This is a genomic window from Actinomyces bovis (assembly GCF_900444995.1).
Taxonomy (GTDB): Bacteria; Actinomycetota; Actinomycetes; order Actinomycetales; family Actinomycetaceae; genus Actinomyces; species Actinomyces bovis.
Genome location: NZ_UAPQ01000006.1, coordinates 217,687 through 242,376, shown reverse-complemented (window position 1 = coordinate 242,376; position 24,690 = coordinate 217,687). Strand labels below are relative to the sequence as shown.

The window sequence follows — 24,690 nt, the reverse complement described above, 5'->3', positions numbered from 1 at the left end:
TTCTCTTCCCGTTCGTCTTCCTGTGCCAGGGCAGCCGCCAGCCTACAACGCCGTCGTCTGCCTCAGCGCTCCGTGGGAGCGACCTGCGCCACCCACCACCGGCCCTGGAAGCACCGGGAGCAGAAGGCCACCACGGCGTTACTGACCCGGTCCAGGGCCAAGGCCAGCAGGAAGGTCAGCGCGCACACGGCCGCGAGCATCACCACCCGCTGGGTCAGGAGGAAGCCGGTGGTGTCGATCTTGGCGTAGAGCTCCATGATCACCACGTGGTGGACCAGGAAGATGGGGTAGGAGTACTTGGCCACCAGGGCTACGCCCTCACGCACCGGAGCGATCGCCACGAAGCGTCCTGCCACTACCAGGCACAGGAAGGCGCTGATCCCCACAAAGGTCGTGGCCAGGTCCTCCGGGACCTGGGTGGGCAGCTGGGCAGAGACCGCCATGACGGCCATAGCTGGCAGCACCACCGCCCAGTGGACCCGCCGCACGTACTTGACGAACAGCATGCCGAAGACCAGCTCGGGCAAGCGGGTGGGCAGGATCACCGCTGAAGGTAGGCCCGGGTGCGTGTAGAAGTACCACAGGCTCAAGGCGTACCCCCCTATGACCACGGCGGCGGTGGCCACCGGGAAGCGCTCCACGCCCCACAGGAGCAGCGGGAAGACCAGGTAGAACAGGACGATGAAGCCCAGGAACCACTCCCCCAGCAGGTAGGTGGTAGGTACCTGGAAGTTGGCCAGCAGGCCATCCATACCGATCACAGTGAAGACGACGTTACGCAGCGGAGCCGTGATCGGAGGGAAGCCCTTGGTGTCAACGAAGTAGTACAGGACCGCACCGACCCAGGCGATCCAGTACATCGGGTAGATACCTTTGAAGCGCTTCCAGTAGAAACGGCGCAGGTCCAGCCGCCCACGGCCGCCGTAGGTGTAGGTCAGGGCCGCCCCGGAGATGATCAGGAACAGGGACACCCCCAGCCCGCCCACGTAGATGCCGAAGGGGGTGTTGGTCAGCAGGTAGCCCTGCTGGGTGAGGTAGGGGTTGTTGAAGTGGGTCAGGACGATTATGAGCGTGGCCAGGGCCCGCACCAGGTCCAGGTAGAAGATCCTGGCGCGTGGCGGGGCCTTCGCCACGGCGGACCCGTCGCTCACCTGACTGCCTTACGGACGGTCCCGTACAGGGACTGCAAGGGCGGGTGCAGCCTGGCGGGCACCCGGCGCTTGACCACCCGCTTAAGGCCCCTGACCAGCTCCCGCTTGGCACTGACCTCGCCCAGGCGCTCACCCATGCGGGTGATCATGTCACGCTGTGGGCCAGCCCACTCCAGACGGCGGTGCACCTCACCGGTGTACTCGCGCATGTAGAAGGCCAGGGAGGTCAGCTCGATGCGGGCGAAGCGGTCCGAGAAGAGCCAGGCGCAGAAGTAGCCTGCCCCTTGGGCCACGTAGCCGTAGGCCCGCTCGATCGCGTGCAGCAGGGTGCCGTCGTTGTTGTTGGGCTCAGGCGGGAAGTGGTCCCACTGCCAGTCGTAGTCGAAGAGCTTCTCCAGGGCCTTGGGGCGGAACCAGAACATGGTGCCTAGGGGGGCGATAGGCTCCTTGCTGCTGTCCAGCGGAACCTGCACCCCCAGCTCCTTGAGCAGCGAGGCGGTGAGGCTGAAGTTCGGCCCCCAGGCGGCGGTGTACACAGGGAAGTAGTCGCCGTGGTTAGGGGGCGTGGGCATGAGCATGCCCAGGCGTGGCTCCTGGTCGAACTTGGCGATGACGTTCTCCACAAAGGCCGGGGTCGGCAGCAGGTTCTCAAAGCACTTGAGGGCGAAGCCCTCGCCTTTGCTCTGCATGTCCAGCTGGGTGACTTTCTTGTCGTGGACGAAGCACACCAGGTCGTAGTCCATGATGACGTCCTTGACGCCGACCAGCAGCGCCGAGACGTCCCGGCCCCGGTTCTCGATCAGCCGGACTTCTACGTGGTAGGGCAGCTCGTCGCAGGCCTGCTTGACCAGCCGGGCCTTCTCGGCGGAGCCGACGGTCAGGAACACGTCACAGCCCTCGGGCATGGAGCGGATGTACCCCAGGGTGGATTCCAGCAGGTCCATGTAGTACAGATGCGCCACCAGCGCGACCTTCTGGGACTGCGGGGGCCGGGAGACGGTCTCCGTGGGCAGCACGTAGGTGAGCTGCAGGTTCTTGACGGCGTCTGCCATGTTCACAGACCGGGTCACGTTGTCCCAGATCAGGTTGGTGTCAAAGCTGGTGTGGTCGCGCAGGTACTCGTACAGGTCCACGGTGGCGTTGCCCGCACTCTGCGCCACCAGGTCACCGTAGCTGTGGAAGAAGGAGCGACGCTTGAACACCGGGCAGCGCTTCTCCTCAATGAGCTTTCGGGGGGCGAAGAGTATGGGCTGGTAGGTGAAGCCCTCCAGGTCCTCGGTGTTTACGTAGACGTCCGAGACGAATCCCAGCCGCTCGAAGCGCTGGGTGAAGGGGGCCTCGTGCATACCGACCGAGTACTCGTAGCCGTTGATCATCGGCATGTTGTCCCAGTACTCCTGGAAGGCATGGGAGGTGACCAGGGAGCGGCGGTAGGCGTGGAAGTGCGACTGCAGGTGGCGCGGGATGTAGCCCTCGGGGAGGGTGCCGAAGGGATCTAGGTCAGCCTGGTGGAACCAGGTGATGCCCCAGAAGTCGACATCCCTCCGCCCCATCTCCGTGTACATCTCCGCGAAGGGGTACACCGGCCCCATGATGGTGAAGTTGAACAGCACCACCTCGTCGAACTCGGAGAGCCTCTCCCAGCCGTAGGACTCCATGGCGGTCTTGTAGGCCCAAACGTCCAGGCCCACGTTCTCCCGGACGATGATCTTGTCCGTGAAGGCCGCCAGCTTGCGGTAGCTGTTGGCGGTGAGCAGCCCGTTGACCACGACCGTCAGCTCGGTGAGGTTCTTGACCATGTCGGCGAGCATGGTCTCCACGTAGGAGTCGACCACCCCGTCTCCGTCGTAGAAGAAGAAGATGCCGAGACGTTTGGGGGAGTCGCCGAGGATCATGGGGGTCCCTTCAGGGCTGTACTGGTTGGGGAAGCTGAGGAGCAGGAGCGCTCAGCGCTGGTCCGCAGCCATGATGGCGCGGATCTTGGTGGAGTCCCCCCACACTCCGGGCGAGTCGTAGGGGCGGTCCGGGAAGGCGCCGTACTCCAGGGTGATGTCCAGGCCGTGCTCCTGGATGTAGTCCTCCACGCGCTGGGCCAGGGTAATAGGTTCCCCGGTACAGGCGTTGATGACCCCGCAGACATCGTCCTGGTCCACGATCGCCGCGATCTGGGCAGCCAGGCCGTCCACCGAGATGAAGTCGTACTGGTTCCTGCCGGTGGTGAAGGGGAAGGTCTTGCGCCCCTCCTCAGCGGCAGCGAGCAGCTTGGAGAAGATCGAGCTGCCGAACTTGTCGTCCCCGACGATGTAGTAGGCGCGGATCCACTGGAAGGCCGCCCCGTTGGCCTGGGTGGCCAGGCGCGTCAGCTCCCGCAGGGCGTTCTTGGAGATGCCGTACAGGGAGGCGGGGGCACAGGGAGAGTGCTCGTCGATAGCCCCCTCCCAGTAGCCGACCTCGTGCATGGTGCCCATGACAGCCAGGTGCTTGAGGCCTCCGGCCAAGAGGTTCTCAATCAGGTGGTAGTGCTTGGCCAGGTCGTCGATGTGGGCGGGCGAGTTGTGCTTGAAGCCGTCACGCCATGCCATGTGCAGGACGACGTCGGGACGCCCCATCTGCTCGTAGATGTCCGCGTCCCCGGAGAACAGGTCCACCGAGAGCCGCTCAGCCCGCTCGTCTACGCCGTCCAGGCGCAGGTCCAGGGCCTTTACCGACAGGCCGCGCCCCAGGAGCGCAGTGACGACGTGACGACCGATGTAGCCACCAGCCCCGGTGACGAGAACAGACTTTGCCATGACCTCAGATCATAACAGCGCTGGGCACAGACCTTGGGCGGCAGCGGGCTCCTGCCGCCCCAGACGCGTTCACCTGACTGTGCCTGAGACGACAAGCACCAGGTCGCCGGGGACCTCGGCCCCGTTGTAGGTGGTGCGGTTACGGTCCAGGTCAGGGTTGATCTGGACGCGGGCCAGCCCGCCCTCGGTGTTCTGACTGGTTATCCGCAGCGTGTAAGGGGTGCCCGCCTCCAGGAGCAGCCCTGAGGTGGGCAGCTGCGTGACCTTGTCGCCCAGGCTGTTGGCAGGCATGGTCGTCGTGAAGACCTGCCTCCCGCTGCTGTCTGACAGGGAGACAGTGATGGTGGAGGAGTCGATCCACGGCACCGTGGAAGCCATGAAGCCCACGCCGATCGACTCGGTCTCGGTGCTCTGCTCCAGCTGGAAGGTCTCGCTGAGCTCTGCCCCCGGGGCCAGCAGGTTGCCCTCCCCCGCCGTCGGGGCGGCGTGGGCGCTGGTGTAGACGACCGGCACGGCAGGCACGAAGTAGGTGACCAGCAGCAGCCCCGCGAAGCCGAGGGGGGCCAGCAGCCTGGTCCAGGCCACCGAGCGGGGCAGACGCTCAAGGTTACCCATCTGCTCCAAGAAGCCCCTACCCGGGTAGTTCAGCACCAAGAATGACGCCACTGCGGCTACGAGTACCCCGATGATGAAGGGGGTCCCACCGCCTAGACCCATGTCGATCAGGACGTCGTTGGGCGTTGGGTAGCGGGGGTACTCCGCCCCCGCTGTCAGGTGCGGCAGCAGCAGCTGCTCGAAGATCGCTCGGTTGTAAATGGAGTAACCGATTCGCATGTACAGCATTACCACGCCGCCGCTCACCACCATCTCCAGGAGGGTGTTGAGCACCAGGTGCCGCGGGTTCAGGAAGACCATGAGCACGGCGAAGGGGGACATCAGCACCACCCAGTAGGGGTTGAGTGGTACGACCGCCATGAAGACCGCGTAGACGGCCAGGCACAGGTAGATGGCCACGGCGTTGCGCTCGAGGTCGTCAACAGGCCGCTTGGCGTAGGCGAACACGGTCAGGCAGACCATGAACACGACGAACAGGGGGATAGGGGCCCCACCACCGATCCAGCCGATGTGGGTGGCGACCAGGCGGTCCATCATGCCGTCGGTGAAGCCGCTGGTGGCAGCCGCGTAACCGGCGTCCCCGCGGTACAGCAGGCGGCACAGCGCCAGCGGCACCATGCCGGCTACGAGCTGCCCCACCACCACCCGCAGGCGCTTCTCCCGCAGGAGCAGCAGGGGGATGAAGATGAAGACCGCGAAGAGCTTGAGGGTGTTGGCCAGCATGAACCACAGCAGGAAGCGGCGCAGGTCCCCGCGCACATAGGCACGCATACCCAGCAGGACAGTCAGGACCAGCACGATGTCGTACTGGACCACCACGAAGACCGGCATAAACACGGCCATGGAGGACAGGAAATAGAAGGCCACCCACTTGGCCCGATCCCGACCGACCCCCAGGTCACGGGCCAGGTCTGCCAGGACCTTGGCGCAGGCGACTGCGGCCACCACCATCATGGTCTTGAGCCACAGCTGGGCCGGGGTGGAGACCAGGTACTCATAGCCGGTGAGCTTGTACAGCACGTAGGTGGGCAGGTTCCACAGGGCGAATACCGCGTACAGAGGTATGTCGTAGACGGCGGGGTGCCCGGTGGAGGTGTTCTGGATGGAGATTGTGTAGAAGTCACGCAGCCTGCCCGATAGCACCGCGTCCAGGAAGTTGAAGGAGTGCTCGAAGGTCGCGCGCACGTCGCCGTACAGGAAGACGACGTAGGCCACTGCCAGCAGGACGGTCAGCAGTGCCCAGTCGACCCGGCCCGGAGCCGCGGTGGCGGTCCACCACCGCCCCAGCGAGGAGGCGGTGACCGTGCTGGCCAGCCGGTCACAGTGGCCACTCAGCCGGTCACAGAGCAGGTCGAGGCGGGAGGAGCCTGCGGCCGGGCCCGCCTGAGCGGTCTCCGGGCCCTCCTGCACCGGGCTGGCGGGGGCTGCGGCTTCAGGCTCACGGCCGGTTGCCTGGGGTCGAGCAGACTTCGGGGACTTCATAGGAGGCATGGGTACTTCTTCAGGAGGGTTGCGGTGAGCGCGGACCGGGGCCCAGGCGCTCGAGGAGCAGCTTGCGGGAGATGAAGTTGTAGACGAGCACGATCGCGGTAGCCACGACCTTGCCCACGAAGGGGCTCGCCCCGCCCAAGTTGGTGCAGAGGTACAGCACCAGGGTGTTGAGCCCCAGAGCGACGATGTTGAGGCTCACGTAGGCGGTGAACTCGCGGGCCAGGTTCACCCCCTCGTTGGTGTCAAAGACGTACCTGCGTGAGAGGGCGTAGTTGAGCACCAGCGAGATGGTGAAGGACACGGCGCTGGCTACCAGGTAGGGCACGCCGAGCCAGTACAGCAGCACGAACAGGCTGTAGTCGACGCTGAAGGACAGTCCCCCCACCACCAGGAAGCGCGCGAACTGGTTTATGAGCTTGCGGTGCCGGTCCACGGCTCAGTCTCTGTCCACGGAGCCGTCAGCCGGCGCCGTCGTCGCCCGGGGATGAGACGCCACGGCCGGGCCGCCAGCCTCTGCAGCCGTCTCCAACGCGGGTGCGGGGGCGGGGGCGAGACCGAAGCCGACCCGCTCCCCGACGACAACCCGCGGCTTACGGACGATACGACCGTTGATGTTCAGGATGTACTCACCCAGGATGCCGATGAAGAAGAGCTGTACGGCCCCCAGGAAGAACAGCCCGACGGTCCGTGAGGCCTCGCCGACCGGGTAGGCGTTCCAGTCCACCAGCTTCTTGACCAGCACGAAGAAGGCCAGGCCCAGGCACACCAGGCCCACCGCCGCGGCAATGAAGGTGGCCATGCGCATGAGCAGCTTGGTGGAGGAGGTGATCCCCTGCATAGCGAAGTCATAGTTCCGCAGGAAGTTGAAGTTGGACTTACCGCGCGAGCTCTGCGCCTGGTCGTACTGCACGATCTCCAGGCCGATGCCGTACTCGGCCACGACCGCCTTCAGGAAGGGCTGTATGTCCCCAATGTCCTTGAGCACCTCCACGAACTCCCGGCTGTAGAGGCCGTAGCCGGTGAAGCGGGCGATCTGCGGGGTGTCGGAGAACCAGTCGATGAGCTTGTAGTAGAGGTGCCTGCAGGCGGTCATGATCCAGCCCTCGTCGGAGGAGCGGCGCTGCCCCACGACCACGTGAGCCCCGGCCTCCCAGCGGGAGATGAACTCTGGCAGGTTCTCCGGCGGGTCCTGCAGGTCCCCGAACAGCATGAAGGTGGCGTCGCCGCTGCCGTAGGTCAGGGCCGAGAAGACATTGCGGTGGAAACCGAAGTTGCGCGCGTTGAAGACGCCCTTGACCCGGCTGTCCTTCGCGGCCAGGGCACGCACCTGCTCCCGGGTGCCGTCAGTGGAGAAGTCGTCCACGAAGATTATCTCGTAGTCGTAGACAGGCAGCTGCTCACGGAAGACCTGGTTCAGGCGGTCGTACATGGCCTGAACGCTCTTCTCCTCGTTAAAGCTCGGGATGACGACACTGATCGTCTTCGACGTCACTAGGACTGCTCCTTCACTGCTTCCGACACCTACAGCACGTCAGTAGGGTTTACCTCCAGGCACCCGGCCTGTAGTCCTTCACTATGCCACAGGCGGCACCTCCCCTGGACCGGCGCCGGGCTCGTACGTGAGCACTTGCACCCTGCCCCGAGCAGCCGGGACGTCTCAGCGAGGTACCGCCTGTGGCTTGTCTCTCAGCGCCGGCTCAGCCGGAACCAGGAGTTGTAGGTGCGCCAGAAGTTCCGGTTCCCGTAGGCCGAGCACGAGTCGCCCTCACCGTCCATGTTGCGCAGCGCCGCCGCGTTGGGCTGGTAGGGAGTGTAGTTGTACAGCGCCGCGGTGGCCCGGTTCTGGATGGTCACGGGCGCGGAGCCACAGCTACGGCGCGGATGGTAGGCGATCTGGTAGGTCCCCCCGGACCGGTAGTTGTAGGCCCAGGGACGCTGCCCGTACTCGACCAGCCCGGAGGCACCGTAGTACAGCTGCGTGGCCAGGCCGGAGTAGCTGGGGTTGCACTCCGCGAAGTCCGGGCAGCCGTAGCCCATGGCCTTGGTGTAGCGCGTGGTGGTCAGTGCCGCCCCGGAAGCCGTAACCAGGCCCTGCTCCTTCTGCAGCATGACGACCAGCACCTTCGGGTTGATCCCACAGGCGTCAGAGGCTTTGGTGATGATGGTGGCCACGTCCTCGTTGGTGCCAGCCTCGTAGGGCTTACAGTAGGCGGTGTCCATCCGTGCGGTGCTGGCCCGGTAGTCCTTCAGGCAAGCGACCCCACCCGGCCCCGGGGTGCAGTGAGGGTTCTTCGCGTGCAGGAAGCTGCGCAGGGTCTGCACGGACAGTATGCCCGGCTGGAAGAACTCTGCGTCAGAGATGATGTGGCCTGCCTGGAAGGACCTGGTCCAGGCATCAGGGCCCGCGGGCAGCGGCTGGCCGAAGCGCACCCCTGACGCGGGGGTCCAGTAGGCGACGCCGTTGGCGAAGCGCTGCTGGGCACCGTCCAGGTAAGGCCTCTGCCTGTCCTGTGGCATGCCCCAGGGGGAGCGCTCCCAGCCGCTGCGCGCCCAGGCGTTGAGGATCTCACCGGAGAGGAAGACCACCGGCTCTCCCGTACGCCAGTAGGCGATACCGTGCTCAAAGACCTGGTGACGCGTCCCGTTAGGACCGTAGGCGCCGCCCGAGACGGGGTAGCCCATCTCACCGTCCTGCCACCCGTGCCCGCCCCAGGCGCTCAGGACCGGCTCACCCACGAACTGCACGCCCGTGGACTCAGACCAGTACGCCACACCATGGGCAAAACGCTGGTAGAAGCCCCCACCAGAAGAGTCACGCTTCCGGTCCACCGGCATGCCCCAGAAGGCCGACTCCCAACCCAGCTCCGCCCAGGCGTTGAGGATCTCACCGGAGAGGAAGACCACCGGCTCTCCCGTACGCCAGTAGGCGATACCGTGCTCAAAGACCTGGTGACGCGTCCCGTTAGGACCGTAGGCGCCGCCCGAGACGGGGTAGCCCATCTCACCGTCCTGCCACCCGTGCCCGCCCCAGGCGCTCAGGACCGGCTCACCCACGAACTGCACGCCCGTGGACTCAGACCAGTACGCCACACCATGGGCAAAACGCTGGTAGAAGCCCCCACCAGAAGAGTCACGCTTCCGGTCCACCGGCATGCCCCAGAAGGCCGACTCCCAACCCAGCTCCGCCCAGGCGTTGAGGATCTCACCGGAGAGGAAGACCACCGGCTCTCCCGTACGCCAGTAGGCGATACCGTGCTCAAAGACCTGGTGACGCGTCCCGTTAGGACCGTAGGCGCCGCCCGAGACGGGGTAGCCCATCTCACCGTCCTGCCACCCGTGCCCGCCCCAGGCGCTCAGGACCGGCTCACCCACGAACTGCACGCCCGTGGACTCAGACCAGTACGCCACACCATGGGCAAAACGCTGGTAGGCACCCTTGCCTGACGGGACCGGCCCGGAGGCAGCCCCCCCGACCATCGCCGAGTGCGCGGCCGCGAAGCGCGCCAAGGCGCTGCGCACCGACTCGTTCACCGATGGGGGCACGTGGTTGGAGCGGGTGTTCGTGGAGCCGGTCGAGCCGCTCATCTGCCTCTGGGCGATCTGCCGAATCTGCCCCATCTTGGAGTAGCCGCGCTCCCCCGGGCAGGCGGTGTAGCCGACGTCGCGGTGGGCCAGAATCACCGGGAGGTTCACTGACTGTCCCGCCCGGTAGCGCTCGGTGATCTGAATTGCCAGCGGAGCGTTGCCGCGGGCGTCCTCCACGCCAGCTCGGCCCAGGAACCATCCCGCCAGCTTGCCTACCTTGTCCAGTTGGGTGGAGGTGGGGTCGATATTCGAATAGTCCCCCATCATGGAGATACCCATAGAGCCGGTGTTGACTCCCCGAGCGTGAGCCCCGGCCACCATTTGACCAGCCGCCGAAGCCAGGGTGCCGTAGCGTCCTTCAAAGACCTGCCCGAATTTGTCAACCAGGAAGTTATAGCCGATGTCGCCCCAGCCGAGAGTCTGCGAGTGGTAGTAGTAAATCCCGCGGACGATCGAGGCGGACTGGCTGGCGGTGTAGGCGTTTGAGCCTGCCGTGTGGTGCACCACCACGTGCTTGGCGGGCGCATAGTTCCGGTCCCACTCCATGAGGCTTTCGTTGGCGCCCCAGTCGGCACGAGTGTTGACCTCAACGGGCAGGCCGCTAGCCCCCACCACTGCGCGTTGCAGCGTATTGGTGGTCAGGCCCACCGCCGCGCCGCCACTGGTCCCCGCAGGCAGCGGGGCGCTAGTCGCACTACTGCTGGGGCCATCCTGGGCGCTGCCATCCGACGACGTCGCTTCGGCGTCTTTGGTGGCCGCATCTGCTGGCTGGGAGAGCGCGTCATTATCCTGCTCTTCTGCGACAGCAGTTTTTTCTGCCCAAACCGTTGGCAAGTCCGCGCTTTGTTTGGCCTTCTCACCCTCAGGTCGGGAGGGAACGAGCACCAGATGCAGCCCCTTGGGTAGGTTGCGCAGCTCGGACACTGACGGCAGCACCACAGAGGCCTGCACGGCGTCTGCTCCTGCCGTCACCATCTCTTCGGTGCCGCGGGTGGGAGCGCTATCTGGGCCAGCTGAGGCATCTACCTCATTGCGGAACCACTTGGACCAGGTGCCGTGCTCGCGCACCCGCAGGAAGACCTGTGCGCCTTCGGGCAGTTCAGCTCCTTCATTCCACGCAAAGCCGGCAACCAGGAACTCATCGACCTCCATAGGCTTGGTCAGCAGAGTGGCGTCAGCTTCTGGATCTACTGGGCCAGCCTTGCCGCTAGGTGCGAGCGCCTGCAGCAGCCGGGTGCGCATCGTCGGGGAGATGGCTGTTCCGCCGCTGTTTGAGGCAGGCGCCTGCGTCTCACTCTCTTCGACCGCTTCCTTCTGCTCCGCCTCAAGTCCAGCTTTGGCTATTTCCGTCGTCGTTCCGCTGGAGTCTGTGAGGTCTAGCAGCTGCACTGGCGCTGGTTGCTCCGCGTCTGGCGTTGCGAGCACCTCGGCTTGTGCGAGGACCGGTGGCTGGGCCAAACCGGCGGCACAGGCCAGCGACAGCGTCGCAAAGGAGATAACCGCCGTCTTGAGGTTCATGAGAGTCCTTCAGAGTCGGGGTGAGACGTCACCAAAGTGACACATGAGCCTTAAGTGACACATGTGACTGTTGTTAGCAGACACGCACGCTACCCTATTGCTATCGCTAATGGAAACCCGTTTGATGCATCTCACCTAATTACAACGGGGTATTTCAGTAGCGTTTCCTGTCGGATGCCTGCATCAAGCTGCTCACTGAGCGCAGATAAACTCACCTACGAACAAATCGGAGGTGGTTTAGCCTGCGTTGGTGGGCCACCCTTATGGGTCAACCTGAAAACGACCTGAAGTCCAAATCAATAGTTCACGACAATTAATAGACCAGCACGGTCGTGCCCCGAGGCACGTTGTCGTAGATCCACTTGGCATCCTGGTATCGCATCCGCACGCAGCCATGCGAAAGATGGCGCCCCAGGCGTCCATCTTGAACTTGCAAGGTTCCCTGGTTGTAGAGGACCGAGTGGAACAGGTAGTCCCCGTAGAACTGCGTCCACCAGTAGGCGGTGTAACCGCGACCGAAGGAGTACCCCCGGTTGCCAATGCGGAAGTTCCCCTTGACCGTAGGCGTGCCCGGAGCACCAACCGAGCAGGGATGGTCATAGAGCGGCTGCCACGCTCCCCCACGCCAATAGAAAGCCATGCAGTGAGGTGCAGCAGTGTCCACCGTCAGCAGGTAGTTGCTGGAGCTGTGCTGTGTGGCGGCGCGGTCCCAATCGCGTTGGGAACTGGCCCGAGAGGTCACCCAGAATCCGTCCCAGGGATCAAAGTAGCTGCGCTGCCCCTCCACGTTTCTCCAAGCCGTGACCATGGAGCCGCCTGCCGCCGGGTCTTAGGTAGTACCACCTGCCACTGGCCTCTTGGCGCCAACCAGTGGTCATAGCACCGGAGGCAGCCAGGTGGTACCACTTGCCCTTGTCAGCGATCCAGCCGCTGCGCATGGCCCCCGTGGCTGTGTCTAGGTAGTACCAATTGCCGCGGTCAAGCGCCCAACCGGTGGCCATCGCGCCAGTCGGGCCAAGCAGATACCACCTTCCGCCGGAAGCGATCCAACCGGTGCGCATGACACCGTCAGTATCCAGGTAGTACCAGCACCCTGCCACGGCCTGCCAGCCTTTGCGCACACCATTGTCAGTGGACTGGTACCAGCGCCCTGAGGCGTCCTGATACCAGCCGCGGGCCACATGCCCCGTGCGATCAAAGGCGTAGAGCACCCCTTTAACCATCCCGACGACGTCGGCGGCGAATGAGCCGTCTGCGCCGATCCAACGCCAACCCTGCCCATCGTGCAGCCAAGTGCCATTGGGAGAAACCGCCTGGGTGGCTTTGCTGCTTGGGGTCTGGCTAGGACGTGGAGTTGTCGGCGTCGGTGTTGGGGTGGGGTCAGTTGGGATAACCGCCCGATCGTGCATGCCACCACCCAAGTCCGAGACTGTGGAAAGCGAGCCCGGTGGTGGCGGCGTCGCACTGCGGACTGCAGTTGGCCTAGGCGAGGCCGGTTCAGAAGCTAGTGCGGGGCTCGGCTGTGGCCTGCCAGCTGTGGCGGTCGTTTGGGGCGACGGCGTAGCAGTAGCTGCGGCTGAGGGGGTGGAAGTCGCTGAAGGTACTTCAGCCGCCACAGCGGGCACCGTGGCGCCAGCTAGCAGAGCCAGCACCAGGAGCTTGCCGGAGAGCAGGCGAGCAAGGGAAGCGGAACTAGCACAGGACATGGGAAACCTCCAGTGCGATCCACCTTGGGGATAGTCCAGACTCTACCCGCTGGCAACGGCCTTCGCTCCCGCAAGCCCCTTAAGACCAGCCCCTTTATGGCATGATAAAGCGGCTTGTACACCCAGTCAGCAGATTCGGAGCGCTTAATGCACGTCCTCATCACGGGTGGCGCCGGCTTCATCGGCGCCAACTTTGTCCACCAGACCCTCAACCGCTACCCGGACGCCAAAGTGACGGTTCTGGACAAGCTCACCTACGCGGGCAACCAGGGCTCCCTGGCCGACGTCGCCGACCGCGTGAACCTGGTAGTAGGCGACATCGCGGACACGGACACGGTGGACCCGCTGGTGGCCGCCGCCGACGTCGTGGTCCACTTCGCGGCGGAGTCCCACAATGACAACTCTCTGCGCGACCCTTCGCCTTTCATCCGCACCAACCTGGTGGGCACCTTCACCCTGCTGGAGGCAGTGCGCCGTCACCAGGTCCGCTTCCACCACATCTCCACCGATGAGGTCTACGGCGACCTGGAGCTGGACGACCCCGCCAAGTTCATGCCCACCACCCCCTACAACCCCTCCTCCCCCTACTCCGCTTCCAAGGCGGGCAGCGACCTGCTGGTGCGCGCCTGGGTGCGCTCCTTCGGCGTGGAGGCCACCATCTCTAACTGTTCCAACAACTACGGCCCCTACCAGCACATCGAGAAGTTCATCCCTCGCCAGATCACCAATCTGATCGACGGCGTGAAGCCCAAGCTCTACGGCGCTGGGGAGAACGTGCGCGACTGGATCCACGTGCTGGACCACAACGACGCCGTCTGGGACATCATCGAGAAGGGTGCCATTGGCGAGACCTATTTGATCGGTGCCGACGGCGAGAAGAACAACAAGGAGGTCGTCGAGCTCATCCTGGAGCTGATGGGCTTCGACAAGGACGACTACGAGCACGTCAACGACCGCCCGGGCCACGACATGCGCTACGCCATCGACAACACCAAGCTAGTGCAGGAACTCGGCTGGGCCCCCAAGTTCACCGACTTCCGCTCCGGACTACAGGCCACCATCGACTGGTACCGCGAAAACGAGACCTGGTGGCGCCCCCTAAAGGCCGAGGTTGAGGCCAAATACGCCGCCCAGGGGCAGTGACCTACAGGCACTTGCCGCAACGGGCACACCGCCCGTCCAGCTGTAACTGAGGGGTGACCGGTTCATACCGGTAACCCCTCAGCGCTATCTGAGCTTTGTACCTCAGCCGCAGGCAGTGATGCGCCACAGCGCGGCAGTGCCCCCACCAGAATCTGCCGAATCGAGCAATTCGAGGTGCTCTCGGGGCACTTCCTCCAAATGCGGCCCCCACAAGGCTTGACGGCCGCCGCCAGTGGCGCCGTCGGCAGGGGCGTCGTCGGAGTAGTAGTAGGTCACGCCGCGCTGGCGCAGCACCTCACAGACCTTGGGGTTGCTGCCCAATTCGTGGAGGTGATCGCCTAACCAGGCCAGGTCCGCGGGCCAAGGCACCAGGCGCGTGGCATAAACCACCCGCACCCCGGCCACACTCCACAGGTAGGCGCTGCCATTAGAAGGATTTCCCACCACGACGGCGTCGGCAGGCAGTTTGGAGGGCGCCCGGCGGATCATCGCCAATTCCTCATCCGAGAGCATGGTGCCAAAGGAGATCTGCTGCGGGTCATGGACGGCAGCCATGATCTCCGTGCGCAGGCCCCAGCGCCAGGCCGGAGCTACCACCAGTGAGACTGCCAGCAGGGCCGCAGGCAGGCGCCAGGCCGGGCTGGTCAGGGTGCTGCGCCATCCAGGCGCGCCTTGCCAACGCCGGGCCAGTTCACGACCTCCTAGCGGAGCGAGTACCAGCAGCCCAATGGTCACCAGCACCATAATCCGGGCCCGTTGGGTATACCAAGGTCCTGCCAGCGCCCGCAGAGGCCAACGGGGGCCAGCGGAGAGCAGCAGCAGGGTGAGCCCCAGCGCGGTACTGATTGCCCAGGTCCGCACGGTGTGACTGCGTTTCCAGGCCCCTAGCGCAGCCGCTAGGGCTAGCAAGAAGACCAGGGCATTGCCGGGAATATAAGGCGTAAAGGTCGCCAGCAGGGGGTGGTCGGCCACCACTGCATAGAGGGTCTCCGGGATATTGCCGCGGGGCCGCTCGTAGCCAATAACTGAGGCCAGGGTGTCACGCATTGCCCAAGCTCCCGCAGCCACAAGGCCTAGGCCCAGCACACCGGCAGCACTGAGCAGCAGCCTGCCTAGCCCGCCAGCATGCCACCATGAGCGTATGGGGCCCACCAAGGCAGTCAGGACTAGCGGGCCACCCAGCACTGCCAAGTTGAAAACGGAAGCGCCATGTGCCCCCACCACACCGATGCAGGCGATCCCAGCCACCAGCACGGCCCGCGAGCGCCCCCGTAGCCCCAGTGCCCCTGGTAGGCAGGCACGTACCAATAGCGCCAAGCAACCCGGCAGCATGCAAATAGACAGCGAGTATGGCCAAACGCTGGTCAGCAGCAGCAGCACGGAAACCACCGAGCCCGACAGCCCCACTCCCAGCGCCAGCCAGTAACCGTCATCCGCTGCCTGGCTCTGGCCACTCGCCTCACGCCGGGCCAGCACTTCCCGCAGCAGGGCGGCCATACTCAGGGGCCAAATCACTGCAGCTAGCACCAGCACCAACACATTCCCACCAGCCACCACACTGCCTGGCAGCAAGGATGCGATAGCGTGCCAGAGGCTTGGATAGTAGAAGTGCGCGCCGTCGTACAGCGGGGCTGAGGCCCCAAAGGGGCTGGCATCTCCCGTGACTCGCACAAAAGCGGTCACAGATAGGTGGTAGACCGCGTCGGAAGCTTGCATCGGTGACTCCGGCGCAGGCGTGGCCAACAGCACCGGTATTGCGGTTAATACTCCGGCTAGCGCGAGCGCGCCGCCAAGCAGCCATCTGCCCAGCGAAGTCAAGCTAACCGTTTGGGCTATTTCCCTATCCCCCCGCCCCGGCAGCAACTGCGAGGCGATCCCCAGCAGGACCAGCAGGCCCCAGCACCATCCGAAGGGCCCCGGCAACAGCTGCGCCCGGTTCCAGGACCAGCCCCATGACGGCGCCACCAGGCTCCCTACGGCCACCAAGGCGCCAGTCAGCGCCGGAGCCGCCCCAACTGCGGTAATTCCTCGCAGGCCCCAAGCCTGGGCAACGGACCAGCCCGGAACCAGTAGCCCCAGCACCGCGGCCATAAAGATTGGCGTAGCTGTGAACCATGAGCCCTCCGCAGCAGCTCCTTTGCCCAGGACTGCCGCCAGCAGCATGACCCCGGCCAGTGGAGCCAGGATTGCCCGGGAGAACAGTGGCCCCAAGGCACTGATCGCCTCAGTGGGCCAGAGGCGATTAGCGCTCATAGATTTCAAGCTCCTTACAGAGTTCTCAGGGGTGCCTCGGGCTTCCAGCGGTGTATGAGCAGGTGGCGCTATCAGCGCTTGGAGACCCGTTTGACTTCAGCCCGTTCCCGCACATGCAAACCCGCGCCTACCAGCCAGCGGGCAGGTGCCTGCCAGGCCGCCGGGTGGGAGCGGTAGAAGTAGCGGCGGGCGGAGGCATGGTGCGCCCGGATCATCCGTTCCGGCCGCGCCTTCCAGCTGGCGCCCTGCTCATGGATGACGACGGCCTCGGGCACCTGCAGGTTTAGACGCCCGGAGGCGGTTATGCGCGCCCCCAGATCGGTGTCTTCAAAGAACATGAAGTAGCCCTCGTCAAAGCCCCCGAGTTCGCGCCAGACCTCAGCTGGCAGCAGCAGGCAGGCGCCAGAGAGCCAGCCGACGGCGTGAGTCTGCTCGGCATTGCCGCCGTGGTAGGCCTTGGAGAAAGGATTTGCGGGCCAGACCCGCCCCAGAACCGCGTGTCCCGCCCCTTTGAACAGGGAGGGCAACTCGCGGCCCGATGGGTAGATCGACCCATCGGTGCTGAGGATGCGGGGCCCGAAGCAGCCCCCCTCCGGATGGGCGATAGCGGCGTCGATGAGCAGGTCCAGGCTGCCTGGCCGCCACACCAAGTCCGGGTTCGCGATGACCACCCAGTCCTCCTGCAACCCGGCTGCACCACGGTTAGCCCCACCGCCATAGCCGTGGTTGCCGCCGTCCCGGATCACCTCAGCGCCGTGCAATTCCGCGAGTTTGTCCACCAGCGCGTGTTCTTGGCCGTTGTCTGCGATCACGATCCGCAGGGTCCGGCTGGTAGCGTTGTCTAAAGAGCTGAGGAAGTCAGCCAGCTCCCGGCCGGGGTTATAGGCAACCGTGACCACGCGGACCGAACCGGTTGTGCCATTCGTCCCATCGGCTGGCGTGTCGTCCTGCCCTCGCACTGCTTGACTCACGCGCACGAGCCTAGCCGAGGCGGAGCACACACGCGGCATTCAACAAGTCCTGGCTATCATCGGGCACGTGCCAGCAAGCAGGAACCGGATCTACCGGCACGCAGACCGTGACCCCCGCACTTCCCTTCCCCGGCGGGTCGGCTTAGTTGCGCTCGCTATCGCCCTGTTCCTGACCTCGGGCGCAGCCTTTGCACTGCGTGACCTGCAGTCCAAGGTGCACTCGGTTGACCTAGCCGCACTGTTGGGCTCTGACCGTCCGCAGAACGACGCCTCTGACTCCTACAAGGGCCGCGCCGTAAACATCCTGGTGTTGGGCTCTGACACGCGCTCCGGTAAGAACAACGTCGATAACTCGCAGGGCTCTGACGAAGTTGCTGTCGCCCGCTCCGACACTGCGATGGTGATGCACCTGTCCGCAGATCGCAGCCGCGTCGACGTCGTCTCTATTCCCCGTGACACCCTGGTGTCCATCCCCAGCTGCGTGCTGCCTGATGGCACCTCCTCAGCCCCGCTGGACGACACCATGTTCAACCAGGCCTTCGCCATCGGCGCGGGCACCGGATCGGACACGGCGGCGATCGCCCGTGGCGCTGCTTGCTCCATCAAGACTGTGGAAGCCATGACCGGCCTGTTCATCAATGAGTTCGTGGTGGTGGACTTCTCCGGCCTGGAGCGCATGGTTGATGCTCTCGGCGGCGTCGGCGTGTACGTGACTGAGGCGATCGACGACCCCGAATACACGGGCACCAAGCTTGAAGTCGGCTGCCATCACCTCTCTGGGGCTGAAGCCCTGCAGTACGCCCGAGTGCGCCACGGCGTCGGCAATGGCTCTGACACCGGCCGCATTGGCCGTCAACAAAACCTCATGAGCGCAATGATCCGCACGGCTCTATCCAAGAACCTGCTGACCAACCTCGATGACCTCTACTCCTTTGCCTCCGCAGGCCTGAGCACCCTGACAGTCTCCAAGGGCATCGGCACCCTCAGCACGCTGGGGGGCCTGGCCAAGAGTGTCTCGGACGTGGGCATGGACAAAATCAACTTCGTGGCTATGCCCACTACGGAGGCTGCTTGGGATCGGAACCGGCTAGTCCCCACCTCTGAGGCCACCCGCGTGTGGAAAGCCCTCAAGAAGGACGAGGCGGTGCCTGCCTCCACAGTGGCGGTTTCGGGCGACGGCACGGTCAACACCCCGACCACGCCAGACCCACAGGGCACTGGCACTCCGGAGGCAACCGCGAGCCCCACGCCAGAGGCACCAGCCCAGCCGCCCGCTGCCGAAGCCCCTGCCGCTCCCACCGCCGAAGCAAGCAAGTCGGCCAGTAACCCGGCCGCCCAATGCAAGTGAGTGCACCGCGTATATGAGCGGATTTAACGACGCCGAGTCCCAGCCGCCCCGCAGGCAGCCCCGGACACCGACGCCGGGCCCAGTCGGCCCTACTGCCCCTAGGCCAGTGCGCCGCCCCTTGCGGGCCCAGCAACCGGCAACACCAACAGCAGGCAGCCGTGAGCCAGTAAACCCACCGCTCCCCCCGGCTCAGCGCCCAACCAGCGGCGCCCCACGCCGCCCGGCGCCGTCAGCGCGCACCCCCCAGGAACCTGGTACGCGGGTGCTGCCAGCTAGCGCCGCTACTGGACCGGAACTACGCCAAGGATCCGGTATCAAAGCATTGGGCAGCGTCGACTGGGAGGCGGAGCTGTCTGGCGCCGATCCGCAACGCACCTCCGTGCTGCCAGCCTCCCCAGCTCAGCCGGGACAGCCTCGCCCGCTGCCAACCACCCGGATGTCGGCTGCGGGCAAGCAACCCGGCCCCGCTCCTGTGGGCGTCTTTCCTACCCGCACTCCGGTGAGGCCGCAGGCTCGCAGTGTCCCGCCACCGCCGCGTCCCGCCCCACCGCAGCCGCGTGCCCCTCAGCCAGCCTGGTCAGGTCCCCAGGGCCCGGCTCAGCCCCCCGCTGCTCCACGTGGCACTGCCGCGCGGGGACGACGCCGTCGCAAGCGCCGCCCGCTGCGTCTGCTAGCGCTGCTGCTCACCCTGCTGCTGGTGCTGCTTGGGGTGCGGGTGGCCGCCTTGTGGAATAAGGTCAATAGCTCGCTGCACCGGGTAGATGTGCTCTCTGGTGCCCCTAATACCCCTGGGGATACCTGGCTGATCGTCGGCTCAGATTCGCGGGCTGACGGTTCCCTGAACGACGGCACAGAAGGTGCCCGCGCTGACTCCATCATGGTGTTGCACAAGGCTGAAAACGGCACCGCAGCGCTGGTAACCCTGCCACGTGACACCTATGTGAACATTCCCGAAGGCGTCGGCGGCAACAAGATCAATGCCTCTTATGCCTTCGGTGGCGGCAAGCTGCTGGTAAAGACCGTGGAGAAGCTGACGGGGCTGACCATCGACCACTACACGGAGGTCGGCATGGGCGGCGTGAAGAATCTGGTAGATGCCGTCGGCGGGGTTGAGGTCTGCCTGGACTATGACGTCAACGACGCTGATTCCGGACTGGTGTGGGACACCGCTAAGGGCGAGTGCCAGCAAGTGGATGGCACCAAGGCGCTGGCCTACTCCCGCATGCGCAAATCAGACCCCACCGGGGATATTGGCCGAGGGACCCGGCAGCGCAACGTCATCTCCAAGCTGGTGAGCAAAGCTGCCTCCCCCTCCGCCCTGGCCTCTTTCAAACGGCAGGACGCCCTAGTTGAGGCCGGCACGGGTGCGCTGACGGTGGATGAGGACGCCGGTGTCATCTCCTTGACCCAGATGCTGTTGGCTTTCCGCTCCTCCTCCAGCAAGAGCCTCTCTGGCGCGCCTCCAATTGTGGACGTGGCCTATGAACCCGGCGGCATCGGCCAGGCGGTGCTGCTGCAGGACACCACAGCACCGGATTTCTTCGCCAAGCTGCGGGCCGGCACCCTCACCAAGAGCGACTTCCAACAGCAGCCCTAGGGACTTCGCACACGATGACGGCGTCCGCACCCCCGAGAAGGTGCGGACGCCGTCATCGTCGCTATGGCTTAGGCGAAGTGTTGGCGTTGGGGGTCAGCCTGCCAGGCGGAGAAGGAAGAGGCGACGATGTCATCCAAGTTGTACTCGGCCCGCCACCCCAGCACCTTGCCGATGCGCGTGGCGTCACCAATCAGCTGCGGCGGGTCTCCGGCGCGCCGCTCCAGTTCCTCCGGCTGCACCTCCAAACCGGTGGCAGCAATGACCTTGGAAACCACCTCACGCACAGAGGAGCCCTTGCCGGTCCCCACATTGAACACATGCTCAGCCATCTCCTGACCACCAGCCAGGTAGTCCAAGGCCGCAATATGGGCGGTAGCCAGGTCACGCACGTGGATGTAGTCACGGATACAGGTGCCATCCGGCGTGGGGTAATCCGTGCCGAAAATCTTGGGAGTATCCCCCTTGGCCAGGCGCTCCATAACCATCGGAATCAGGTTGAGGGTGGCCATATCTCCCAGGTCATCCCAGCCAGCACCAGCCACGTTGAAGTAGCGCAGACCGGCCCAGCGCAGACCCCAAGCCCGCTCACAGTCGGCCATCATCCACTCGCCGATCAGCTTGGTCTCACCATAAGGGTTGATGGGGTGACACTCGATATCCTCTTGGACCACCTCCACCGGCGGCATCCCATAGACAGCAGCCGAGGAGGAGAAGATCATCTGCTTGACCTCGGCGGCCTTCATGGCCAGCAACATATTCGCTAGGCCGCCCACATTCTGCTGGTAGTACCAGGCGGGGCGGGCCACCGACTCCCCCACCTGCTTGCGGGCAGCAAAGTGGATCACAGCCGTGACCTCACGGCGTTCCATCACATCGGTCAGAATCTGGATGGCATCCCCACTAGCCACATCCAGTTCCACCACGGTGGCGCCCTCTACGCGCTCCTCGGTGCCATAGGACAGGTCGTCAACAACGATGACGTCCTCGCCACGCTCAAGCAGCAGTCGGACCACATGCGCGCCAATATAACCGGCGCCTCCCGCAACAAGAATGCTCATGCCCGCAGTCTACGCAAAGTCCACCAGTTCCAATCAGGAACAAACTCCTGGTTTGTGGGCGTCCTGACTCTAGCACTGACCGCCTCTGCCCCAACCTGGGCTTTGCCCTGCAGGGCGAATAGTTCAGCCCTGAGCGCGCCGCTCCCGCAGAGCAGCCCCCTTAGCCTGCGCCACCCGGCCCAGCTCCATCTGGAAGGCGCGCATGGCCGCACGCAGCCGTTCAGCTTCTGCGCCTTCACCCGCCCCCAGGATGCGGGCCGCCAGCAGCCCAGCATTGCGGGCCCCACCAATAGATACCGTGGCCACGGGAACCCCTGCGGGCATCTGCACGATAGACAGCAGGGAGTCCATGCCGTCCAGGTGCTTGAGCGGCACGGGCACTCCGATCACTGGCAGCTCGGTTACGGCGGCAAGCATACCGGGCAGATGCGCTGCGCCACCGGCGCCAGCGATAATGACGCGCAGTCCACGCCCGGAGGCACTGCGCCCGTACTCGATCATCTCGGTGGGCATGCGGTGGGCGGAGACGACGTCGGCCTCATAGCTGATGCCCAGCTCCTCCAGCGCGGTGGCGGCGGCCTCCATGGTGGGCCAGTCCGAGTCGGAACCCATCACAATGCCGACGACGGGGTGCTTGCTCATTGCGGTTCCTCTCAACTTTTACCGGACTCAATGCTAAACGCGGCTGGCCTCGGGGCATTCTCGCCCAATTCTGGGGACTCCCCACGCAGGATAGCGACGACGGCGCAGGCACGCTCCAGCGTCTCCTGCACTGCCTGCGGCGTCGGCTCGCTGCCAGCAGGCCCCGGCACCCTCAGGTTCACATGACCGAGTTTGCGACCGGTGCGCCAGCCTTTGCCGTACAGGTGTACCTGTGCCTCAGGCTCCAGGGCGAGGGCCTGCCTCAATGCCTGCGGCCCGGGCTCCTGCACCCCGCCCAGCAGATTGACCATGACGGTGGCGGGGGCGACCGGCGCCGTCGACCCTAGGGGCAGATCGAGCACGGCGCGCAGGTGCTGGGCAAACTGACTGGTGACGGCTCCATCCTGGGTCCAGTGCCCGGAGTTGTGGGGCCGCATGGCTAGCTCATTGATATACAGCGCCACCGGCTCGCTCGCCCGCTCTACCGCGAAGATCTCCACGGCCAGCACTCCGGTAACCCCAAAGCTTTCCGCTACTTGGCGGCCCACTGCTTGTGCTCGCGCAACGGCTTGCGCGTCCAAGCCTGGGGCTGGGGCCACGACTTGCGCACATATGCCGTCCACCTGCCTCGTCTGGGCCACTGGCCAGGCGCGCAGTTCACCGCTCGGGCTGCGGGCCAGCAGCACCGCCAGCTCCCGAGTGAAGGGAATAGCTTCCTCCACCAACAGACTGCTAACGGCTCCCCCACCCAAGCTGCCACCGCCGCCGGCTGGCTGCTCAGCTCCCGCCCCACCGCTTGCCTGGCCGGCGCGGGCGGCCGCCGTCGCCTTTAGCCACTGGGCTGCCTCCCCTGCCTCTAGCTCGGCTGCCTCATGCACCAGCAGGACACCGTGGCCGTCGTAGCCGCCACGCGGGGTTTTGAGCACCACCGGCCAGCCGTGGTCTTGCGCAAAGGCCAGCACCGCGGCGCGCATCTGCTCAGCGCTGCCTGACAGTTCCGCCCAAGCAGGTTGAGGCAGTCCTGCCGCGCTCATGGCCCGACGCATAGCGAGCTTGTCCCGCGCCAGCTCCAGGGCCTGCGCGCTGGGCTGCACGGAGATGCCTTCGGCCTGTAGGCGCTCCAGCAGGGCGGCGTCCTGGTGCTCGTGTTCAAAGGTGAGAACCTGCGCTGCCCCCGCCCACAGGGGGTCAGCGCTGCCGGGGCGGCCAGCCAGAAGTGCGCGCACGGCGGCCTCGTCTCCCGCGGCTCCCACGGGGGCGTCCGGGATAACGGCGGCGGCAGAACCGTCAGGAGCCTCAACCAGGGCCCGCAGGTGCACCCCCAGGGCGCTGGCCTCCTCTTGCATCATGCGGGCCAGCTGCCCGCCTCCGACCACTGCCACCGTTGGTGCGCTCACGTGCTAAGGCTACCGGCCCTTAGGCTGAGCCCGTGACGAGCCCCGCGACCCTGCGCACCCCAGAGCACCAACCTGAGCGCTGGCGGCGCACACTGCAGGTGCTAGCCGTGTGGGTAGGTGCCACGGCCTTGAGCTTCCTGGTGCTGCGGCTAGGGGCCCAGGACACCCCCGCCACCCCCTGGGGGCAGGCTGCGCCCACCTGGCTGGAACATATGGCTTTCTGGGATGCGGGCTGGTACCAGCGGGTGTTGGAAGAGGGCTATCCCGCTACCTTGCCCACCGGGGCTGGCGGGGCGGTGGCCAACAACACCTGGGCTTTTATGCCGCTGCTGCCCTATCTGTGCCTGCCACTTATGGCCCTGGGCTTGAACTTCTATGCGGCGGGGGCGCTGCTGTCCCTGGCTGCCTCCGCCGGGGCCGCCGTGGTGCTGGACCGCTGGCTGGCGCCACGCACCGGGACCAGGACCTCCTTGTGGGCGGTGCTGCTCCTGTGGCTCTCCCCTTGTGCGCCGGTGTTGCAGGTGCCTTATGCCGAATCCTTGGCGCTGCTGCTGGTCTGCGCCGCCCTGCTGGCCGCGGAGCGGGGTCGCTTCCTGTGGGCCGCACCGCTGGCGCTACTGGCGGCCTTCTCTCGGCCAGTGGGGGTGCCGCTGTCCGCAGCCTTTGGCCTGTGGTGGGCTTGGAGCCTGCTTAGCAGCGACTCCGTCGCCTTGCCTGCCTGGCTGGCACGGTGGCGCGATCCTGCCGCCGCGTGGCTGCCCAGCACAAAGCAGCCTGAGGCCGAGCAGCCGGGCACGGCTGAGGCCTACGCCGTCGTGGTCCCTGCTGCCAAAGCCACCGCCACCCAGGTGACCGCTCCGGCAGCTAACCCCGGCCACCGCAAGCCTCACGGCCTGCTAGCCCTAAGTATCCTGACTGGCTGCGCGGCCCTGTCCTGGCCCGCAATAGCAGCCTTAGTAACGGGCCGACCGGATGCCTACACCGCCACAGAGACCGCCTGGCGTGGCACCCACCTAGTCCCCTTTATGCCGTGGTGGGACCGCTCCGGGTACTTCGTGGGGGCACACTTGGGGCCGCTGCTACTGCTAGCGCTGCTAGGGCTGGTGGCACTGGCGCTTAGCTGCCGGCCACTGCGTTGCCTAGGTCCAGCTGCCTGGTTCTGGTGCCTGGGATACACGCTGTACCTGCTGGCCTTTTTTGACCCGACGACCTCGCTGCTGCGCCTCTTGCTGCCGCTGGCCCCACTGGCCTGGGCGGCCATGTCCTGGCTGAGGAAGAAGCCAGCCCGGGTGGCCCTGCTGCTGGCAGCCTTTATAGGCCAGTTGTTCTGGGTCAGCTGGGTGTGGAACTTGGGCTCGGTCTCCATCCAGTGGGTGCCCTAGGTTGATCGCGCTGGGCTGAGCGCACACGGCCCATTGGTTTCGTC

Annotated in this window: 18 protein-coding genes; 4 read left to right on the top strand and 14 right to left on the bottom strand. The window is 65.4% G+C overall.

What is annotated here, in order from left to right; translation table 11 throughout:
• Window positions 1–62: 62 nt before the first annotated feature.
• From DR039_RS04720 to DR039_RS04680, 9 genes are all read right to left on the bottom strand, one after another.
• On the bottom strand, window positions 63–1,151 hold the full coding sequence (locus DR039_RS04720) for an acyltransferase family protein (protein ID WP_111836247.1): 1,089 nt from the start codon (window positions 1,149–1,151) through the stop codon (window positions 63–65).
• Window positions 1,148–3,046, bottom strand: coding sequence for a rhamnan synthesis F family protein (locus DR039_RS04715; protein WP_111836246.1), 1,899 nt, complete (start codon window positions 3,044–3,046; stop codon window positions 1,148–1,150). Before DR039_RS04715 ends, DR039_RS04720 begins: the two co-directional genes overlap by 4 nt.
• Before the next feature lie 51 nt (window positions 3,047–3,097).
• On the bottom strand, window positions 3,098–3,940 hold the full coding sequence (locus DR039_RS04710; RefSeq protein ID WP_111836245.1) for an NAD-dependent epimerase/dehydratase family protein: 843 nt from the start codon (window positions 3,938–3,940) through the stop codon (window positions 3,098–3,100).
• A 69-nt stretch (window positions 3,941–4,009) separates the two neighbouring features.
• Complete coding sequence (locus tag DR039_RS04705) at window positions 4,010–6,046, bottom strand: hypothetical protein (RefSeq protein WP_229116805.1); 2,037 nt, start codon at window positions 6,044–6,046, stop codon at window positions 4,010–4,012.
• Window positions 6,047–6,056: 10 nt separating this feature from the next.
• Window positions 6,057–6,479, bottom strand: a complete 423-nt coding sequence (locus DR039_RS04700; protein WP_111836244.1) for a GtrA family protein — start codon at window positions 6,477–6,479, stop codon at window positions 6,057–6,059.
• Between the two features lie 3 nt (window positions 6,480–6,482).
• Window positions 6,483–7,538, bottom strand: a complete 1,056-nt coding sequence (locus tag DR039_RS04695; protein WP_111836243.1) for a glycosyltransferase family 2 protein — start codon at window positions 7,536–7,538, stop codon at window positions 6,483–6,485.
• Window positions 7,539–7,732: 194 nt separating this feature from the next.
• Complete coding sequence (locus DR039_RS04690) at window positions 7,733–11,149, bottom strand: N-acetylmuramoyl-L-alanine amidase (RefSeq protein ID WP_111836242.1); 3,417 nt, start codon at window positions 11,147–11,149, stop codon at window positions 7,733–7,735.
• Window positions 11,150–11,462: 313 nt separating this feature from the next.
• The gene (locus tag DR039_RS04685) at window positions 11,463–11,891 is read right to left on the bottom strand and encodes a L,D-transpeptidase (protein WP_170166849.1); all 429 of its coding nucleotides are present in this window, start codon (window positions 11,889–11,891) and stop codon (window positions 11,463–11,465) included.
• A gap of 19 nt (window positions 11,892–11,910) precedes the next feature.
• Entirely contained in the window at window positions 11,911–12,855 is a 945-nt protein-coding gene (locus DR039_RS04680) for an N-acetylmuramoyl-L-alanine amidase family protein (RefSeq protein ID WP_111836240.1), read from the bottom strand.
• Window positions 12,856–13,002: 147 nt separating this feature from the next.
• On the opposite strand from DR039_RS04680, the gene rfbB reads away from it, so the two are divergent.
• A complete protein-coding gene (gene rfbB / locus DR039_RS04675) occupies window positions 13,003–13,998 on the top strand; it encodes a dTDP-glucose 4,6-dehydratase (RefSeq protein WP_111836239.1) in 996 nt (331 codons plus the stop codon).
• A gap of 102 nt (window positions 13,999–14,100) precedes the next feature.
• Here rfbB and DR039_RS04670 read toward each other — a convergent pair whose 3' ends face one another.
• Both DR039_RS04670 and DR039_RS04665 read right to left on the bottom strand, forming a co-directional pair.
• Window positions 14,101–16,251, bottom strand: a complete 2,151-nt coding sequence (locus DR039_RS04670; RefSeq protein WP_111836238.1) for a DUF6541 family protein — start codon at window positions 16,249–16,251, stop codon at window positions 14,101–14,103.
• Between the two features lie 71 nt (window positions 16,252–16,322).
• Window positions 16,323–17,210 (bottom strand): glycosyltransferase, encoded by an 888-nt coding sequence (locus DR039_RS04665; RefSeq protein ID WP_407641276.1) that lies wholly within the window; start codon window positions 17,208–17,210, stop codon window positions 16,323–16,325.
• A gap of 79 nt (window positions 17,211–17,289) precedes the next feature.
• Here DR039_RS04665 and DR039_RS04660 point away from each other — a divergent pair, with 79 nt between their 5' ends.
• The gene (locus DR039_RS04660; protein WP_229116803.1) at window positions 17,290–18,570 is read left to right on the top strand and encodes an LCP family protein; all 1,281 of its coding nucleotides are present in this window, start codon (window positions 17,290–17,292) and stop codon (window positions 18,568–18,570) included.
• A gap of 262 nt (window positions 18,571–18,832) precedes the next feature.
• On the top strand, window positions 18,833–20,167 hold the full coding sequence (locus DR039_RS04655) for an LCP family protein (protein ID WP_229116802.1): 1,335 nt from the start codon (window positions 18,833–18,835) through the stop codon (window positions 20,165–20,167).
• Between the two features lie 68 nt (window positions 20,168–20,235).
• Here the strand turns inward: DR039_RS04655 and galE are convergent, their stop codons facing one another.
• The 3 genes from galE to DR039_RS04640 form a co-directional block, all read right to left on the bottom strand.
• Window positions 20,236–21,225, bottom strand: a complete 990-nt coding sequence (galE, locus tag DR039_RS04650; RefSeq protein ID WP_111836236.1) for a UDP-glucose 4-epimerase GalE — start codon at window positions 21,223–21,225, stop codon at window positions 20,236–20,238.
• A gap of 123 nt (window positions 21,226–21,348) precedes the next feature.
• On the bottom strand, window positions 21,349–21,867 hold the full coding sequence (gene purE, locus DR039_RS04645) for a 5-(carboxyamino)imidazole ribonucleotide mutase (RefSeq protein ID WP_111836235.1): 519 nt from the start codon (window positions 21,865–21,867) through the stop codon (window positions 21,349–21,351).
• 11 nt (window positions 21,868–21,878) lie between these two features.
• A complete protein-coding gene (locus DR039_RS04640) occupies window positions 21,879–23,264 on the bottom strand; it encodes a 5-(carboxyamino)imidazole ribonucleotide synthase (RefSeq protein ID WP_111836234.1) in 1,386 nt (461 codons plus the stop codon).
• A 32-nt stretch (window positions 23,265–23,296) separates the two neighbouring features.
• Between DR039_RS04640 and DR039_RS04635 the strand changes: the two genes are divergently transcribed.
• A complete protein-coding gene (locus tag DR039_RS04635; RefSeq protein ID WP_229116801.1) occupies window positions 23,297–24,646 on the top strand; it encodes a hypothetical protein in 1,350 nt (449 codons plus the stop codon).
• Window positions 24,647–24,690: the final 44 nt, after the last annotated feature.